Annotated in this window: 16 protein-coding genes; 13 read left to right on the top strand and 3 right to left on the bottom strand. The window is 39.7% G+C overall.

The features are described from left to right. Positions 1–176: 176 nt before the first annotated feature. Positions 177–986 (top strand): SDR family NAD(P)-dependent oxidoreductase, encoded by an 810-nt coding sequence (locus PS1M3_RS15435; protein WP_203985344.1) that lies wholly within the window; start codon positions 177–179, stop codon positions 984–986. Positions 987–1,116: 130 nt separating this feature from the next. On the opposite strand, the gene PS1M3_RS15430 is transcribed toward PS1M3_RS15435, so the two are convergent. Continuing rightward, on the bottom strand, positions 1,117–1,359 hold the full coding sequence (locus PS1M3_RS15430; RefSeq protein WP_006791291.1) for a YdcH family protein: 243 nt from the start codon (positions 1,357–1,359) through the stop codon (positions 1,117–1,119). A gap of 243 nt (positions 1,360–1,602) precedes the next feature. Here PS1M3_RS15430 and PS1M3_RS15425 point away from each other — a divergent pair, with 243 nt between their 5' ends. The 8 genes from PS1M3_RS15425 to speD all read left to right on the top strand — a co-directional run bounded on the left by PS1M3_RS15425 (position 1,603) and on the right by speD (position 9,445). Beyond that, positions 1,603–2,184: an aminodeoxychorismate/anthranilate synthase component II gene (locus PS1M3_RS15425; RefSeq protein ID WP_010557686.1), complete on the top strand. Its 582-nt coding sequence runs from the start codon at positions 1,603–1,605 to the stop codon at positions 2,182–2,184. Positions 2,185–2,230: 46 nt separating this feature from the next. Further along, positions 2,231–3,394, top strand: coding sequence for an HDOD domain-containing protein (locus tag PS1M3_RS15420; RefSeq protein ID WP_203985337.1), 1,164 nt, complete (start codon positions 2,231–2,233; stop codon positions 3,392–3,394). A 377-nt stretch (positions 3,395–3,771) separates the two neighbouring features. Next, the gene (locus tag PS1M3_RS15415) at positions 3,772–4,977 is read left to right on the top strand and encodes an aspartate aminotransferase family protein (RefSeq protein WP_006791288.1); all 1,206 of its coding nucleotides are present in this window, start codon (positions 3,772–3,774) and stop codon (positions 4,975–4,977) included. An 85-nt stretch (positions 4,978–5,062) separates the two neighbouring features. Next, on the top strand, positions 5,063–6,079 hold the full coding sequence (gene astA / locus PS1M3_RS15410) for an arginine N-succinyltransferase (RefSeq protein WP_203985335.1): 1,017 nt from the start codon (positions 5,063–5,065) through the stop codon (positions 6,077–6,079). 15 nt (positions 6,080–6,094) lie between these two features. After that, positions 6,095–7,564, top strand: coding sequence for a succinylglutamate-semialdehyde dehydrogenase (gene astD / locus PS1M3_RS15405; protein WP_006791286.1), 1,470 nt, complete (start codon positions 6,095–6,097; stop codon positions 7,562–7,564). Between the two features lie 129 nt (positions 7,565–7,693). Continuing rightward, a complete protein-coding gene (locus PS1M3_RS15400; protein ID WP_006791285.1) occupies positions 7,694–8,041 on the top strand; it encodes a DUF3802 family protein in 348 nt (115 codons plus the stop codon). A gap of 89 nt (positions 8,042–8,130) precedes the next feature. Further along, a complete protein-coding gene (locus tag PS1M3_RS15395; protein ID WP_006791284.1) occupies positions 8,131–8,544 on the top strand; it encodes an OsmC family protein in 414 nt (137 codons plus the stop codon). An 88-nt stretch (positions 8,545–8,632) separates the two neighbouring features. Beyond that, positions 8,633–9,445 carry an adenosylmethionine decarboxylase gene (speD, locus tag PS1M3_RS15390; protein ID WP_006791283.1) on the top strand — a complete coding sequence of 271 codons (813 nt, stop codon included), beginning with the start codon at positions 8,633–8,635 and terminating at the stop codon, positions 9,443–9,445. 95 nt (positions 9,446–9,540) lie between these two features. Here the strand turns inward: speD and PS1M3_RS15385 are convergent, their stop codons facing one another. After that, positions 9,541–10,884, bottom strand: coding sequence for a M24 family metallopeptidase (locus PS1M3_RS15385; RefSeq protein WP_203985334.1), 1,344 nt, complete (start codon positions 10,882–10,884; stop codon positions 9,541–9,543). A gap of 127 nt (positions 10,885–11,011) precedes the next feature. Then, a complete protein-coding gene (locus PS1M3_RS15380) occupies positions 11,012–12,295 on the bottom strand; it encodes an aromatic amino acid transport family protein (RefSeq protein WP_203985327.1) in 1,284 nt (427 codons plus the stop codon). Between the two features lie 751 nt (positions 12,296–13,046). Between PS1M3_RS15380 and PS1M3_RS15375 the strand changes: the two genes are divergently transcribed. The 4 genes from PS1M3_RS15375 to PS1M3_RS15360 all read left to right on the top strand — a co-directional run bounded on the left by PS1M3_RS15375 (position 13,047) and on the right by PS1M3_RS15360 (position 15,970). Then, the gene (locus PS1M3_RS15375; RefSeq protein ID WP_138740564.1) at positions 13,047–13,436 is read left to right on the top strand and encodes a hypothetical protein; all 390 of its coding nucleotides are present in this window, start codon (positions 13,047–13,049) and stop codon (positions 13,434–13,436) included. A gap of 95 nt (positions 13,437–13,531) precedes the next feature. Further along, the gene (locus PS1M3_RS15370; protein WP_138740565.1) at positions 13,532–13,894 is read left to right on the top strand and encodes a hypothetical protein; all 363 of its coding nucleotides are present in this window, start codon (positions 13,532–13,534) and stop codon (positions 13,892–13,894) included. A 169-nt stretch (positions 13,895–14,063) separates the two neighbouring features. Further along, positions 14,064–14,861 carry an alpha/beta fold hydrolase gene (locus tag PS1M3_RS15365; protein WP_203985325.1) on the top strand — a complete coding sequence of 266 codons (798 nt, stop codon included), beginning with the start codon at positions 14,064–14,066 and terminating at the stop codon, positions 14,859–14,861. A 323-nt stretch (positions 14,862–15,184) separates the two neighbouring features. Next, complete coding sequence (locus PS1M3_RS15360; protein ID WP_203985323.1) at positions 15,185–15,970, top strand: FRG domain-containing protein; 786 nt, start codon at positions 15,185–15,187, stop codon at positions 15,968–15,970. Positions 15,971–16,106: the final 136 nt, after the last annotated feature.

Below are 16,106 nucleotides of genomic sequence, written 5' to 3'. Positions count from 1 at the left end.
CAAAATTCAAATAAATGATTAAAAAACATTCACTGCTATTGCCGTCACTTTATTAATACTTTCTATAAACTGATTCAACAACGGTCTAATTATCATTCAAAGATGGCAATGCTATTATTTCACAATCGTAATTCGTTAAATGTGTAAGCGCTGTATTACATAACATGGAGCTAGGTATGAACAAAAAAATTTTAATCACAGGTGCAACAGATGGCATTGGGTTTGAAACAGCTAAAATGCTGCTAGCGCAAGGTCATACCGTTCTTCTTCACGGGCGTAATGCGCAAAAGCTCAATAAAGTACACTCTTTACTCAATAACGATTATCCGCAAGCAAGCACACAAACTTACGTGGCCGATTTGAGTGAAATGGCGCAAGTGCGTAATCTGGCTAAACAAATAACAGCCGACCATAAACACTTAGATGTACTTATTAATAATGCAGGTGTGTTTAAGCTCGACAACCCTGAAACTGCAGATGGTCTTGATGCACGATTTGCAGTAAACACATTAGCGCCTTATTTATTAACAACTTTACTATTACCGCTTTTTGATACCCAAGGGCGAATTGTTAATGTGTCGTCAGCGGCGCAAGCAACAGTCAACTTAGATGCACTGATTGGGCAAAGCTTTTTGTCAGATAACGCAGCATACGCACAAAGCAAATTGGCAATTACAATGTGGTCGCGTCATATGGGTATAAAACTTAAGGGTAATGGTCCATTGGTGGTATCGGTTAACCCTAAGTCGCTACTAGGCAGCAAAATGGTTAAAGACGCATACGGCCTTAATGGCGGCGATTTAAAGTTAGGTGCCGATATATTTTGCCGCGCTGCACTAAGCGATGAGTTTAGTAATTCAACAGGGCTTTACTTTGATAATGACGCTGAGTGCTTTTCAGCCCCTCATGCAGATGCATTGAATGACGCTAAAAATCAACAGCTAATAGATGCACTCGATTTAAAGTTATTACAGCTAGCAATATAGCTAACGCAATTTGAGCGCTGGTTATAGAGTGTATTACCTAGTTATACACCGTATAAAGTTTTATTGAAGACAAACAAAGAGTTCACCACTTTAAAATGGCGAACTCTTTTTTGTTTTTGGAATTTTATATTTATTGTGCGCTTATTAAACGCTGATACAACCAATCTTTTAATTCAGAACGGTCGTGTTTTAGCTGGTGCATTTGCTCATCGCTAATAGGCGCACCGTCCAATTCTAATATTCTTATTTCTTTATCTAGTTTATTGTACTGCTCGGCTTTTTCTGCAAAGTCAGCATCACTTTTGTTCAACGTATTTATCGTGTTTATGTGCTCAGGAAAGTCGTTTGTTAATGAATGGTCTTCGCCTAACATAGTCGCTCCTTAGTAAAAAATAAGCTTATACAAAATAAGCTGTCACTTAATGAGCTTGGGTTTAAATAAGGGGAATTCAACCACTCGCATCAAAAATTTAATAGGGTAAGTAAGTGTTACGTCATGCTAAAGAGGGAATTACTATTTATCTAGTTGCAAATCACTGACACTCATAACAGCTTGGGTTAGAATGCAACACGCCTAAATACTCCCGATAACTATCTTTATTGAGTACTTAATTACATGCTTTTAATGATCGATAATTACGATTCGTTTACCTATAACTTAGTGCAGTACTTTCAGCGATTGGATCAAGACGTATTAGTAAAACGTAATGACGAGTTGAGCATTGCGCAAATTAAACAACTTAATCCGGAGCATATAGTTATCTCTCCGGGTCCTTGCTCACCGAATGAAGCTGGTATATCGTTAAGTGTAGTTGAACACCTAAAAGGCCAATTTCCTATATTAGGGATTTGCTTGGGACATCAAACGATTGCCCAAGCTTTAGGCGGGGATGTAGTGCGCGCTAAAAAAGTAATGCATGGTAAAACATCTCCCATAACGCACACCAATAAAGGTGTTTTTAAAGGATTAGCTAATCCTTTAACGGTTTGTCGTTACCACTCGCTGGTGGTTAAAGCGCAGTCGTTGCCCAACGAACTTGAAATAACAGCGTGGACACAAACACCGCAAGGTGAGTTTGACGAAATAATGGGCATGCAACACAAGGAGTTAGCAATTGAAGGGGTGCAGTTTCACCCGGAAGCTATTTTAACCGAGCAGGGATTAACGCTGCTTGATAACTTTTTAACTCGCTTCTAGTCTAATAACACTAAACGTATTCAATAATTACTAATTAACGAGCACTATGACTGAACTTGCACAACAACAGCGTACAGCAAAAATACTTGATCAACGGGGACACGATTTGCTGTTGGGTCATAGTTTTGCGCATCAGCAAATTGGGTTTATTCATACCTTAGATATTGATTACGGCGAGCCTATGAAGCAGCGTACCTTGTTGCAGGTTGAAGTGTCAGCGCAACAAAAGCGTAAGCAAACAAGTACCGCTCATCATAAGTATCGTGCACAAGCCAGCGAACAGCTTCATAAAGTAATTGAAACAGCTATATTTAAACAGCTCGAAGATATGGACGCAGTGATTCAAACCACAATAGGGATTGAAGACAGCGTTGCCACTATTTTAGATATATTAGCTGTAAAGTCGGCCTCAGTTGGCCGTTTAGAGCCGTTAGTAAACGATTTAAGCTGGCTAGGGCGCGAATTGGTCACGTTGGTTAACCTCCCGTATTACCGAAACCAGCGTAGTAAAAAAAATACCGCGGTAAAAGTAGACAGCCCCGCACTTGCTCTGCGTTACATAGGGCTTGATAACTTACAGTTAGTGATTCCCACATTTGCAGTTCGCCATTGGATGCCCCACAGTACCGAGCCTTTTTCGTTACTAAAACGTAGGCTCAGAGACAGCGCAATGGCCAACGCCATTGCCGCGCAAAAAATTGCAGAAATAAACGACGTAAACGAGATACACGCATTTACCTTGGGTATGTTATTAGATGTAGGGCGTATTACGTTAGTACGTTTGTACTTAAAAACCTTTGAGCAGGTTTGGCAACGAAAAGTACAAATAGCACGTCAAGAAAACCAAAAAGACCTCCACACAGCATTATTAGAGCTAAAGCCCGACCCTTTATTTTTAACTACACTGCTGTGCAATAAGTCAATTCAGGTCAGTGCACGAGTCATCGACAAAATGGCCTTTAAATATTTGCCATTTAAAGGCGTGATGGAACAGTTACAAAATGGCGTAAATAAAGGCGATAGTGCCTTACCGTTAACGCAGGTCATGTTAAAAGCGCGGTGTTACTCCCAGTACTTAATTTTAAAAGAACACCAACTAATTGAGCCCGACGAAACGGCGGCATGGTTTTCGTATTTTCAGTTCACTAAAACGGAACTAAAAACCCTTCAAACAAGCAATTTTACCAATCTTGCTATTCAAATTGACTAAAAAATTAAATTTTTTGTTAATTTTTTTACGACTATTCATTCATTCCCACTGATTCATCCGTAAAGTTATTTAGTGGTAAAAGCCTATGCAGGTCACTACTGATGCGGTTAGTTGATAAAAAATAAGTGTGTTTAGGTATGCAAATAGTTATTCACTATCTATGAAATAATATCTTAAGCCCTTTATTTTCAAGGGTTACATGAAAGTTTTTAACGAGACAGCTACCACTAATTCTGAAATAATGGGCGTCTGAAAATTGAACCACAAAGCAGTTTTTTGTACCCAACAGACACCTGAACGTACTTAAAAGCTTGGTTAATATTTTTAATCAAACACTTATTTATGCTTTGTGTAGATCACAATTAAGAGGAAATAAAATGACAGTCAATCGCGAATTATTTGATCACGTAATGGTTCCTAACTACGCACCTTCAAGCGTAATTCCTGTTCGAGGCGAAGGCTCTCGCGTATGGGATCAACAAGGCAAAGAGTTTATCGACTTTGCTGGTGGTATTGCTGTTAACTGTCTTGGCCACTGTCACCCTGCTTTAGTAGGTGCATTAAAAGAACAGGGCGAAAAAATTTGGCATTTATCAAATGTTATGACTAATGAACCGGCGCTTCGCCTCGCTAAAAAAATGGTTGATGCCACTTTTGGTGAAAAAGTTTACTTTGCTAACTCTGGCGCAGAAGCAAACGAAGCCGCACTTAAATTAGCGCGTCGTTTTGCACTTGATAAGTTTGGCCCAGAAAAATCACAAATCATCGCATTTAACAAAGGTTTCCACGGTCGCACATTCTTTACTGTAACTGTTGGTGGCCAAGCGGCATACTCAGATGGTTTTGGTCCTAAGCCGGGTGACATCGTACATTGTGATTACAACGATCTAGCCGCATTTGAAGCGCTAATTAGCGACCAAACATGCGCCGTAATGATGGAACCACTGCAAGGCGAGGGCGGTATTGTTTCACCAACTGACGAGTTTGCTCAGCAAGTTCGCGATTTATGTACTAAACACAATGCGCTACTTATTTTTGATGAAGTACAAACAGGTGTTGGCCGTACAGGTGATTTGTACGCATACCAAGGTTTAAATGTAGTACCTGATATTTTAACTTCAGCAAAAGCATTAGGCGGCGGTTTCCCAATTGGCGCAATGTTGACTACAACAGATATTGCACAGCATCTAAAAGTAGGTACTCATGGTTCTACTTACGGCGGTAACCCGCTTGCATGTGCTGTTGCCGAAGCCGCATTTGATACTGTTAACACACCCGACGTACTTGCTGGTGTAAAAGAAAAAGCAGCTTTATTTAACGAACTCCTTGCAGCGGTAAACGAAAAATACAACGTATTTAGCGAAATTCGCGGTAAAGGTTTGTTAATTGGTGCTGTTGTGAATGAGCAATACAAAGGCCGCGCTAAAGAATTTTTAGTAGCCGGTACTGAACAAGGTCTAATGTCATTAGTGGCAGGTGCTGATGTTGTTCGTTTTACACCGTCTCTTGTTATCCCAGAAGCGGATATTCGCGAAGGTATGGCACGTTTTGAAAAAGCAGTTGCAAGCGTAGTAAACGCATAAGCTGTTTTAGCCAATCTACCGAGGGCAAGCATTGTTTGCCCTACGAATTTTATTTACCGTTATTTATAAGGGAGCAAGCGGACTCATGATGATCCTTCGCCCAATCCAGCAAAATGATTATTCAGCATTACTGACAATCGCCCACGAATCGGGCCATGGTTTTACATCTTTGCCTTTAAACGAAGAGCTATTACAAAAGAAGATTGACCATTCAGTAAGCTCATTTGCTAAACAAACGTCACAACCCGGTGACGAAGGCTACTTGTTTGTTCTTGAAGATAGCGAAACAGGTGAAGTAGTAGGTACCTCGGCTATAGAAGCAGCTGTGGGCCTAGATGATGCGTTTTATCATTACCATTTAAGTAAAGTGATTCACTCTTCGCGCACACTAGATGTTTACAAAGCGGTTGATATTTTAACGCTATGTAACGACTACACTGGCGCAACAGAGCTGTGCACCTTGTTTTTGAAAGACGGCTATCGCAAAAACTGTAACGGCAAACTGCTGTCTAAAGCACGCTTTATGTTTATTAAACAACACCAAGCACGCTTTGCAGAAACCGTTATTGCAGAAATGCGCGGTGTGTCTGATGAAAACGGCAATAGCCCGTTTTGGCAGTGGTTAGAAGAACACTTTTTCTCAATGGACTTCCCAACAGCAGATTACTTAACTGGTATTGGCCAAAAAGTATTTATTGCTGAACTGATGCCTAAATACCCAATTTACGTCAATTTATTGAGTAAAGATGCGCAAGCGGTAATCGGTCAAGTTCACAACAATACTCGTCCAGCGATTGAATTATTAAAAAGCGAAGGCTTCACGTTTAACGGCTACGTCGATATTTTTGACGCAGGTCCAACAGTTGAAGCAAAAGTAGATAATATAGCTACAGTACGTAACTCACACGACTTTATTGTTGAAATTGGTGAGCAAACGGGCGACACCATGGTGTTATTAGCAAACGACAAGCTCGAAAACTTTAGAGCGACCGTTGCATCAATGAGTTTCGACGAACGCGCTAAAACCGTTGTGTTATCACAACAAGTAGCCGACGCCCTGCAATTACAAACGGGCGATACTGTTAGCGCAACCCCTGTTTAATTTAGGAGAAAGTATATGACTCATCCTGCACAATTTATTAATGGTCAATGGTCACAAGGCCAAGGCTCAGAATTTAACTCAGTAAACCCAGCAAATAACGATGTTATTTGGCAAGCATCATCAGCCACTGCAGAGCAAGTTGATGCAGCTGTTGGCGCTGCGCGTGAAGCGTTTTACGCATGGGCTGATAAAAGCTTTACTGAGCGTTTAGAAATAGTAAAAGCATTCGCAGCACAATTAAAAGAAAACAGTGAAGAGCTTGCAATCACCATTGCACAAGAAACAGGTAAGCCACTATGGGAAACACGCACTGAAGCGGGTGCGATGGTTGGTAAAATTGCCATTTCAGAAAAAGCATTTTTAGAGCGCACGGGCGATGTTGAAAATGCAATGCCATTGGGCCGCGCGATGATTCGCCACAAGCCACACGGTGTTGTAGCAGTATTTGGCCCGTATAATTTTCCGGGCCACTTACCAAACGGCCATATTGTGCCAGCGTTACTAGCGGGTAATACGGTTGTATTTAAACCGTCTGAACTAACACCAAAAGTGGCTGAGCTTACCCTTAAATTGTGGGAAAAAGCGGGTTTACCAGCAGGCGTTATTAACCTTGTTCAAGGTGAAGTTGAAACGGGTAAAGCCCTTGCTGCTCATAAAGGCATTGATGGCTTGTTCTTTACTGGTTCATCGCGCACAGGTCATATTTTACATGAACAGTTTGCAGGCCAGCCGGGTAAAATTTTAGCTCTCGAAATGGGCGGTAATAATCCGCTTATTATTACTGACGTTGAAGATACTAAAGCCGTTGTACACGATATTGTGCAATCAGCATTTATTTCAAGCGGTCAGCGTTGTACCTGTGCTCGTAAGTTATTTTTACCAACAGGTAGTAAAGGCGATGCAATATTAGAGCGCCTAATTACTGCAACTAAAGCCATTAAAGTAGGCAACTACGACGATGAAGATCAGCCATTTATGGGCTCTATGATCTCATCAGCGGCAGCAGAAGGTATGGTTAAAGCACAAAGCGAGCTTGTTGAGCTTGGCGGTAAGGTGCTTGTAGAACTAGAGCACACAGCAAATACAGGCTTTGTAACACCAGGTATTATTGAGTGTTCAGCAATTGGCGACTTCCCAGACGAAGAGCATTTTGGCCCACTTTTAAAAGTGTTCCGCTTTGACGACTTTGACAGCGCAATTGATAAAGCAAACGACACAAGCTTTGGTTTATCTGCTGGTTTACTTAGCGATAATGAAGCCGATTACGACCACTTTTTACGTCGTATTCGTGCCGGTATTGTTAACTGGAACCGCCCAATTACGGGTGCATCTAGCGCTGCACCATTTGGTGGTATTGGCGCATCAGGCAATCACAGAGCAAGCGCGTACTACGCAGCTGACTACTGTGCATACCCTGTAGCTTCAGTAGAGCTTGAAAAAGTAGCCATGCCAGCAACATTAAGCCCAGGCTTAAAAATAGATTAAGTTAATAATACTTAATTAGTATAAAAGCAGCTTCGGCTGCTTTTTTTGTATGCTTAAATCACAAAGCTAGCAATCAACCGCGCTTTCTGCTTAAATCAGCGTAAGTAATATTATTAGGTGGTAAATATCATGGTTTTAGATAGGCAAGGGTACGATGATTTAATCATGTATCTAACTCAAAATTTAGCATTGTTTGAGAAGCCAGGTGTGATAAAACCAGGCGCTCCAACGGTAATGGAACTCATAGAAGATGTTATTGCCGAAAACGTCATGCTAATTTGTGAACAGCACACAAACCTTAACACAGAGCAACGCAGCTTAATTGTGCGTGAGGTTGATGGCATTGTTTACGACTTACAAGAAGTGCTTAGCAGCATTACGTCACAGCCTGTTACGGTTGAACAACATGAGTTTATTGACGAATTTGCAAGCTTAATTAAAAACCTCTTCGACAGCGCTGTTTCGCAGCAGTATTAATCCCCAATTTATAGCGCCGCGTATCGCATTTCGTTTGCAACTGCGGCCAACTTGCTTACAATCAAGAAAAATATTTTTGAGATAAAAACATGCAAGCAAATGTAAAATGGGTTGATGGCGACACATTCGTAGGTCGTTCTAATTCTAATCACAACGTTGTATTTGATACCGGTAGCGACAGTGCTGCACCTAGCCCAATGGAAATGGTATTGATGTCGGTTGGCTGTTGTTCATCGGTTGATGTTGTGGGTATTTTAAAAAAAGCCAAACAAGACTTTTCAGACGTTCAAGTACAATTAAGTGCCGAACGCGCCGAAACTGCTCCTCGCGTATTTACTAAAATCAATTTACATTTTGTTGTTACAGGCAAAAATGTGTCTGAAAAGCACCTTGCACGCGCTGTTTCTTTGTCTGCTGAAAAGTATTGCTCGGTAGCTTTAATGCTTGATAAAACAGTAGAAATTACTCATAGCCATGAAGTTGTGCAAGAACAGGTAAAATAACGCTTTTTCCATAAGGAAAATTCGTATAAAATCCGCGAACTTTTCATTCTGCAGGTGCAGATTTCACTAATTTATAGGTTGGTTTATTATGAACAAACCCTTCGATAAACTTAAACTTCATGGCTTTAACAATTTAACCAAAAGTTTAAGCTTTAGTATTTACGATATTTGCTACGCAAAAACCGAGCAACAACGTAAAGAATATATTGAATATATCGATGAGCAGTACAGTGCAGATAGACTAACCGACATTTTAGGTGAAGTTGTTGATATTATTGGTGCCAATATTTTAAATGTTGCACGCCAAGATTATGAACCACAGGGCGCCAGTGTAACTATTTTGGTTTCGGAAGAGCCTGTAGAAGAGCAGCAAAATTACGATGCTGACGAAGCACCAGGCCCATTACCTGACTCAGTGGTTGCGCACCTAGATAAAAGCCATATTTGTGTACACACATACCCAGAAGCTCACCCTGATGATGGTATTTGTACATTCCGTGCTGATATTGAAGTATCTACGTGTGGTATTATTTCGCCGCTTAAAGCATTAAACTTCTTAATTCATAGTTTAGAGTCTGACGTGGTAACAATTGACTACCGTGTACGTGGTTTTACTCGCGACGTAAACGGCGTTAAGCATTATATTGACCACGCTATTAACTCAATTCAAAACTTCATGACAGACGATACCAAAGAAGCGTACCAAATGATGGACGTAAACGTGTATCAAGAAAACCTGTTCCATACCAAAATGATGTTAAAAGAAACCGACCTGAACACATACTTGTTTGGTCTTTCTACAACTGATTTATCGGATGATGAAGAAGAAGAAATTCGCTCTAAGCTAAACCGTGAAATGCAAGAAATATTCTATGGTCGTAACCTGCCAGAAACAGAATAATAGTCACGTTAGTTAAATAAAAACGGCGCTCATTGAGCGCCGTTTTTGTATGCGTTAATAAATATACCTATAAATCACTTACATCAGAGTTTAGGTTATTTAACAAGTAACAACTCGGTTTGTCGGCCGTTTAAGTACCACACGCCGGTTTTATCAAAAATAGCGTCTTCTTCTAACATTATGCGTATTTCTTTATTCCATGGTTTTATAAACACCGCATTGTTAAGCTCAATAGAGTAAGCGGTATTTAAATGCAGTGGGTAGTCGCCATCGCCGGATACACCCTGTTGTGAATCCCACATACCCAGTGTGGTACCCGCAGCATGACCATGATAGCCAAGCGGGTGCGTATAAATAGTGGGTTTTAAACCTTGGGCAATGGCTTTTTCGCGAGCGGCTTTTAATACCTGATTACCCGTTTTACCTTCGCTAAATTCAGCGGTAAAAATGTCTTGGAGTTTATTGCCCTTTTTAAGCGCATCAACAAGGTAAGCGGGCGCAATGGTTTCGCCAGGCTTTAAAACATAAGCATGTTGTTGGGTGTCGGTATTTAAGCGTAAGTACGTAATACCAAAATCGACATGCAGTAAGTCACCCGCTTGAATAACGTTATCGGCGTAACCATTAGTAAAGCTGTCTTCGTGATCGAACGATTGGCTGTCGGCGCGTTGTATTGCAATACTTGGGTGAAACCATGTTTGCAGTTTTAGCTCTTTTACGCGCTCTCTAAACCACCACACTAAATCGTCGCTGGTTGTTTTGCCCACCGTTATTACTTTGCTTGAAAAACCCTCGGCAATAATAGCGTGCGCAATAGCAACAATGTGTTTATACATGTCTATTTCTTGGGGGATACGCTGCTCTAACCAGGCAACTGCCAGCGGCTCGGCCGATATTATTTTATTTTTATAAGCGCTAGGTAAGTTGGCCATTAAGGTATTGTAATCGCCTAGCACTAAGCCGTCGGCATGACCCCAATCGGTAGACGTATTGAGTGCAATGTTATCTGGGTTGTAGCGTTCAATAATATCGTTCAGTGCTTGCCACTGGTTTGGCTGCGCCTTTTTGTCCCAGCCTTTTGTAAATACGTTACCTATTTTATAGGGCGCAATGGCGTAAGCATCCACATTGCCTTGTTCATTTAAGGCAAAGAGCAAAATGGTGGTACGCCTTGCCGATAACCAGGTTGCTGGCAGCATTGTTTTTAATATGGGATCTTCGTTGTATTCGCGGCTAATAAGCAGCCACATATCGATGTTGTGTTGCTTCATTAAGCTGGGCATTAATGTGTTTACCCTAAGCTCGGTTATATTATCTATAAACGCAGCGCGTTCTTTCATCGATAAAATAGCAGGCACGCCATCGGCTTTAGCTAAGGGGCTTAAAATAAGCGTGGTAAGTAAGCTCACGCAAAGTAGGAGGTGTTTTGTAAGGTGCATAATTGTTTTATTTTTAGGCTAGTTAATTTATAACATGCCTTAATGGCAGCCATAAAAAAACATTTTGAGATAAACAGCACACAAAAAAGCCCAGCTAACTCGCTGGGCTTTAGCATGAATAGGGATATTATTTAATCATGCTGTAAATAAGTGCAAATACCGCAAGCGCACCTACCGCTAACACAAACAAAGTACTTAAACGGTTACGATACTTATGCAGAGCCGGTACTTTATAAACTGCAATCATAGGCATGATAAATAATATCATTGCAATAATAGGGCCCGACAGCTGATCCATCATATCGAGTATGCTTGGGTTTTTAACTGCACAAAACCAAATTGCAAAAAACATAATAACTACGCCAATTTTATCTACCGTTTTAGCACCAAGCTGTGTTTGCTTAGTCACCAAACCTGTAAAGCTTTCGCGGGCTCCTAAAAAGTGACCTAAAAACGACGACGTAATGGCAATAAAGGCAACTAAAGGTCCAAGCGTCGCAATAAACGAGTTATGGGTAATGTTAGCAAGGTACGATAAAACCGAGACGTTATCGGCTTTTGCTTGTGCCATCTGCTCACCTGTTAGCGACAGCACGCACGAAAATACAAACAGCAATACAAACACAATTAACAGTAAGCTTGTGCGCTTTAAAATGGCTTCTGATTTGCGTGTAGCAAGGTCGTCATAGTGTTCGCGTTGTACATGCACAAAGCTTGAAATAGCCGCTGCATGGCTAAACGAAAACACAATAATAGGAATAGATAACCACAGCGTTTTACCAAAGCTGCCCACTTCAGGTAGGCTCATGTTGGGCATTTGCCAGCTAGGTATTAAATACAGGGATAAAAAAAACAAAATACCCACAAGCGGATACACCAAAATAGAAAACGCGCGCAGCATTAGGCGCTCGCCACCCATCATTAGGCTTATCATACCGGCTACCAAAACACCCGAAAGCACTACGCGAGGCGGCGATTCCATGCCCAGCTGGTTTACCATAAAGCTGTCTACGGTGTTGGTTAAGCCTACACCGTAAATAAGCAAAATAGGGAATATAGATAAAAAGTATAACAATGAGATTAATCGCCCTGCATTAACGCCAAAGTGTTCTTCAACAACATCGGTAAAATCGGCATGCTTATTTTTAGACGATAATACAAAGCGTGCTAAACCACGGTGGGCTAAAAAGGTCATCGGAAACGCTAAACACGCCATAATAATCAGCGGCCAAAAACCGCCAATACCAATGTTAATAGGTAAAAATAAAATACCCGCACCAACGGCGGTACCAAAAAGGCTTAAGGTCCACTGCGTATCGTGTAGGTTCCATTTAGATTTTGCGTTTGAATTTGCACTTGAATGCGCGTGTGTTGATGCATTTGAATGCGTTGCATCTAAAGGTGTTGTCATGTGTGTGTGCCGTCCATTATTTATAATAATAACCGCGCCGAAGGATATAGTTTTTGGCCCACTTTTTCATGTTTTTAGCGCCCTAGAGCCACAATTAACTGCGTTAAAATAGCCCCCAAGTGTCATGAATACGAAACAGCGGTGTAAAAGTAAACAAAGCCAGCACAAGGTGTTTAAAAATGTAGTAATGACACGCTTTACTATTTCTAGCACAGCTAAATAACTCGCTAAAATATAATATTTATAATTGGCAAACACTTACACGGTTTGTTATTAATAGGCGTTCATAAAATAAGGATGTTTTCATACAAAAATGGTGAAAGTGTTCTTTTGTTAAATTGTCAGGTTTTTCATCGTGTTAATTCATATAGTTTTTACTGAAACAGCAGTAATATTAACGAAGGTCGAATATAAATCATTCAGGGAAATACAAAATGATTTTTGTGACTTCAAAGCGTCACTTGGTCCTTGGACAGAGTGTGAGGTTTTTGATTATCTAAATTTTGAATATTCAAATTTAGCACCGAATGCTAGGGATCAACTAAAAAAGCTTAAATCGAGTGGGCACAACGAAATTGTACTTTCTTTTTGCGATAAGGCATAAACCTACAACTTAATAAATTAACTCACTTTTGTGCATACATGAAGGGCAGCTGTGCAATTTATTTAGAGGTTTTATAATGTTTATAGGCAACAATCATTAATGCGGTGCTTCACTAACTGGTTGGCTAGACTTAAGTTGGAATCAAATTTGAAAATTATTATTGTATTAATATGTTTAATAACCTCTTTTAATTCCTTCGCTTGTTTTGTTCAACCAGAAGGTTTAACAGAACAACATGAAACTCAATTAATTAATTATTTAATTTATGCTGGTGTTCTAATGACTGCAGCTTTATTTATTAGGGCTTCATATAATATACAAAAAATTTGGATTCCAATTTTGTTGCAGGTTATTTTTGGGTATTTTCCAATGTATCTGTATATGCTGGAAATAGCAGGTGTATCACCTTATTCAGGCTCCTGTGGTGCTCCTGGGTTTGTTTACATTGGTAAAGTATTAGCCATTGGTATGGCCTGTATTTTTGCACTTGAAGCAGTTTTATTCTTTAAGGGCAGAGGAAGTAGAAAAGTAAAATAATAAGCTCGGATTTTATTTTTATTTAGAATTAGGATAAACAATAAGTCTATAGTTTTACACCGGCATGTGAATGACTACGTATTAACAGGCAATATATGGCAGACCAAGAAATAAGACAATTTATTGAGGATATACAATCTAAGTTTCCAGATGTCATACCGCTAATGGATAAACACGAAGAATGTGAATTCGCTTTTCGTATGGAGGAGTTCGCAAATTTAACAACGTTTGCATTCAACGAACAGAAAAACGCCGACGCCCTAAAGTATTTGTCATATATGAATCTAAAACTAGAGACTGCAAGCCCTGCCGAGTTTGAATACATAGATACCTATTATGTTGAGCACTTGTTTTGGAAAGCGACTCCCATCGGAATTGAAATGGGCTGGCCACTCGTCCCCGGTAAACTAAAAAAGCTGTACTTAAATTTTCATGGGCGAGCGCCTCAAATACGTTGAGTATTGGTAAAGGTTATTCTTATTTGTTTTTATTTAAAAATTAAAACCTGTTCCGAAAAGTTGTTAAGTAGGCGCTATTGTTGTGAACTTGATGAGAGATTTTTATTAAACTCCGTTATACTTCTTACAATTGAATATGCCAAATGAAGTAAATAGGCCGCTAACAGCAATGAGCACAGACATTCTTTTTCATACTATTTTTCCGCACGAAACCAGTCAAACATGGGTTGTATTTGTCCATGGCGCTGGGGGAAGTTCGGCAATTTGGTTTCGTCAGCTCAAAGCTTATAAAAAAGAATACAATGTATTGTTGCTAGATCTTCGTGGTCACGGTAAATCAAATAACTTAGTACAAAATTTTGTTGATAATAATTATTCGTTTAATAACGTCTCTAAAGATATTATTGATGTGTTAGACCATAACAATATCACCAGCGCACACTTTGTTGGTATTTCATTGGGCACAATACTCATTCGTAATATTGCTGAAATTGCGCCGCAATATGTTTCTAGCATGGTGCTAGGTGGCGCGGTAACTCGCTTTAATACTCGCAGTAATACTTTGGTTTATTTAGGTAATACCTTTAAGCATTTCTTGCCGTATATGTGGCTATACCGTTTATTTGCTTTTATTATGATGCCCAAAAAGCGCCATAAAGAATCTCGGCTTTTGTTTGTTCGTGAAGCAAAACGTTTGTGCCAAAAGGAGTTTATAAAATGGTTTAAATTAGCCATGGATGTAAACCCCTTAATGCAGTATTTCAAAGAAAAAGACATCGATATCCCCATTCTTTACATTATGGGTAAAGAAGATCATATGTTCCTTGGCCCTGTTAAAGAAATGGTTAAACGCCATAAAAATAGCGTACTGCAAACTATTCACCATTGCGGCCATGTTTGTAATGTGGAACGCCCAGACTTATTCAACCAGCACTCGCTTGCTTTTATCGCCCAGCAAAATAGTTAAGGATTTTAGAAGGAATAGGGATAGGACTTTTTTTAGACCTTCGTTCTAAACTAAAAATAAGACTTAAAGGAATAACACTCTACTCTTATATCAAAGCATAGGTTGAGTAGAGCGAAGCAAAACCCAACACGCTATACCGTCATGTAAGCAGTAAAGCCAAGATTGAGGGCATAACGAACAGTCTATTAAAATACAATACTTACAACTAGTAATAACTGACATAGTTTGCTAATAATAGAGCCACATTAAATAAAGGCATTTTTCGTGAAAAGAGGGGAAGTGCTTTTGATAAAATTGCTGCAGTGTAATTCAATTGGATATATATGATACAAGAAATACGAGTTAACTCTTTTGAGAACTACGTTAATGAAGTAACGCAAAGAGAAAAAGAAATGTGGTTTAGAGGGGTAACTAATAAATCATTTTCTTTAATACCAGGCTCTGTAAGGTATGGGCTGGATGGAGATAAGGAAATTACTGCTGTTTTAGACTTTATGGCTGCATACCAGAATTATCATGAAAAAATCGAAAATTCGTTTGAACTTTATAGCCTAATGCAGCATTACGGCTTCCCTACAAGATTACTAGATTGGTCAACTTCAATGATTGTTGCATTGTATTTTGCATTAGATGGAGAAGCTAGCCGTGATCGAGATGGTAATTCCATTGATAGAGTTGTTTGGGGTATGACAACGGGTATGCTCAATAAGCTAAATTTTCTCAAGCGTCGTGTAATTCCAACTGCAATTGGAAAAGCCAGCAGCGCTGGGGAAAATTACTTGCCTAGTCCCTTGAGAAGAGAAGAAGGTGATAACTCTAAATTTGAGGTTAAACCTATAGCTGTTCGAATGCCTTTTACTAACAAGCGAGTACATGCTCAAAAGGGGTGTTTTACTATCCATGGAAGTGATCCACGAGGCATTGAAGATATTATGCTATCAAATGGTCTAGGTAATGAATTGATAAAGTTTGTATTTGATGAGGACGCTGCAACACGTATCAGAAAGACTCTTCATAAACTGGAAATAAATGAAGATGACATATACCAAGATTTAAATTCTTTATCTCAAAGAATCGTCAGAAAAAGAAAAATCGGAGTCGAAAATTAGGTTGATTATTTATCGCTCCTAGTGCAAAACACATTTTCCTATGATTACCTATGTATAAAGTGAAAAATACACAGATAATCATAAGGGGGTAAATCATTAGCTTAATGGGGTCGCAGCTCTTGCAGTCCTTTAGTGT

It is taken from the genome of Pseudoalteromonas sp. PS1M3 (assembly GCF_016865405.1).
GTDB lineage: Bacteria > Pseudomonadota > Gammaproteobacteria > Enterobacterales > Alteromonadaceae > Pseudoalteromonas > Pseudoalteromonas marina.
The sequence above is the reverse complement of the archived record's forward strand: the minus strand, read 5'-3'. Positions and strand labels throughout refer to the sequence as shown.

Coding starts and splice junctions, on each gene's coding strand:
- PS1M3_RS15425 (WP_010557686.1), top strand. CDS start 1,603: ATGCTTTTAATGATCGATAATTACGATTCGTTTACCTATAACTTAGTG.
- PS1M3_RS15365 (WP_203985325.1), top strand. CDS start 14,064: ATGAGCACAGACATTCTTTTTCATACTATTTTTCCGCACGAAACCAGT.
- PS1M3_RS15430 (WP_006791291.1), bottom strand. CDS start 1,359: ATGTTAGGCGAAGACCATTCATTAACAAACGACTTTCCTGAGCACATA.
- PS1M3_RS15435 (WP_203985344.1), top strand. CDS start 177: ATGAACAAAAAAATTTTAATCACAGGTGCAACAGATGGCATTGGGTTT.
- PS1M3_RS15420 (WP_203985337.1), top strand. CDS start 2,231: ATGACTGAACTTGCACAACAACAGCGTACAGCAAAAATACTTGATCAA.
- PS1M3_RS15360 (WP_203985323.1), top strand. CDS start 15,185: ATGATACAAGAAATACGAGTTAACTCTTTTGAGAACTACGTTAATGAA.
- speD (WP_006791283.1), top strand. CDS start 8,633: ATGAACAAACCCTTCGATAAACTTAAACTTCATGGCTTTAACAATTTA.
- PS1M3_RS15385 (WP_203985334.1), bottom strand. CDS start 10,884: ATGCACCTTACAAAACACCTCCTACTTTGCGTGAGCTTACTTACCACG.
- PS1M3_RS15395 (WP_006791284.1), top strand. CDS start 8,131: ATGCAAGCAAATGTAAAATGGGTTGATGGCGACACATTCGTAGGTCGT.
- PS1M3_RS15380 (WP_203985327.1), bottom strand. CDS start 12,295: ATGACAACACCTTTAGATGCAACGCATTCAAATGCATCAACACACGCG.
- PS1M3_RS15370 (WP_138740565.1), top strand. CDS start 13,532: ATGGCAGACCAAGAAATAAGACAATTTATTGAGGATATACAATCTAAG.
- astD (WP_006791286.1), top strand. CDS start 6,095: ATGACTCATCCTGCACAATTTATTAATGGTCAATGGTCACAAGGCCAA.
- PS1M3_RS15415 (WP_006791288.1), top strand. CDS start 3,772: ATGACAGTCAATCGCGAATTATTTGATCACGTAATGGTTCCTAACTAC.
- astA (WP_203985335.1), top strand. CDS start 5,063: ATGATGATCCTTCGCCCAATCCAGCAAAATGATTATTCAGCATTACTG.
- PS1M3_RS15400 (WP_006791285.1), top strand. CDS start 7,694: ATGGTTTTAGATAGGCAAGGGTACGATGATTTAATCATGTATCTAACT.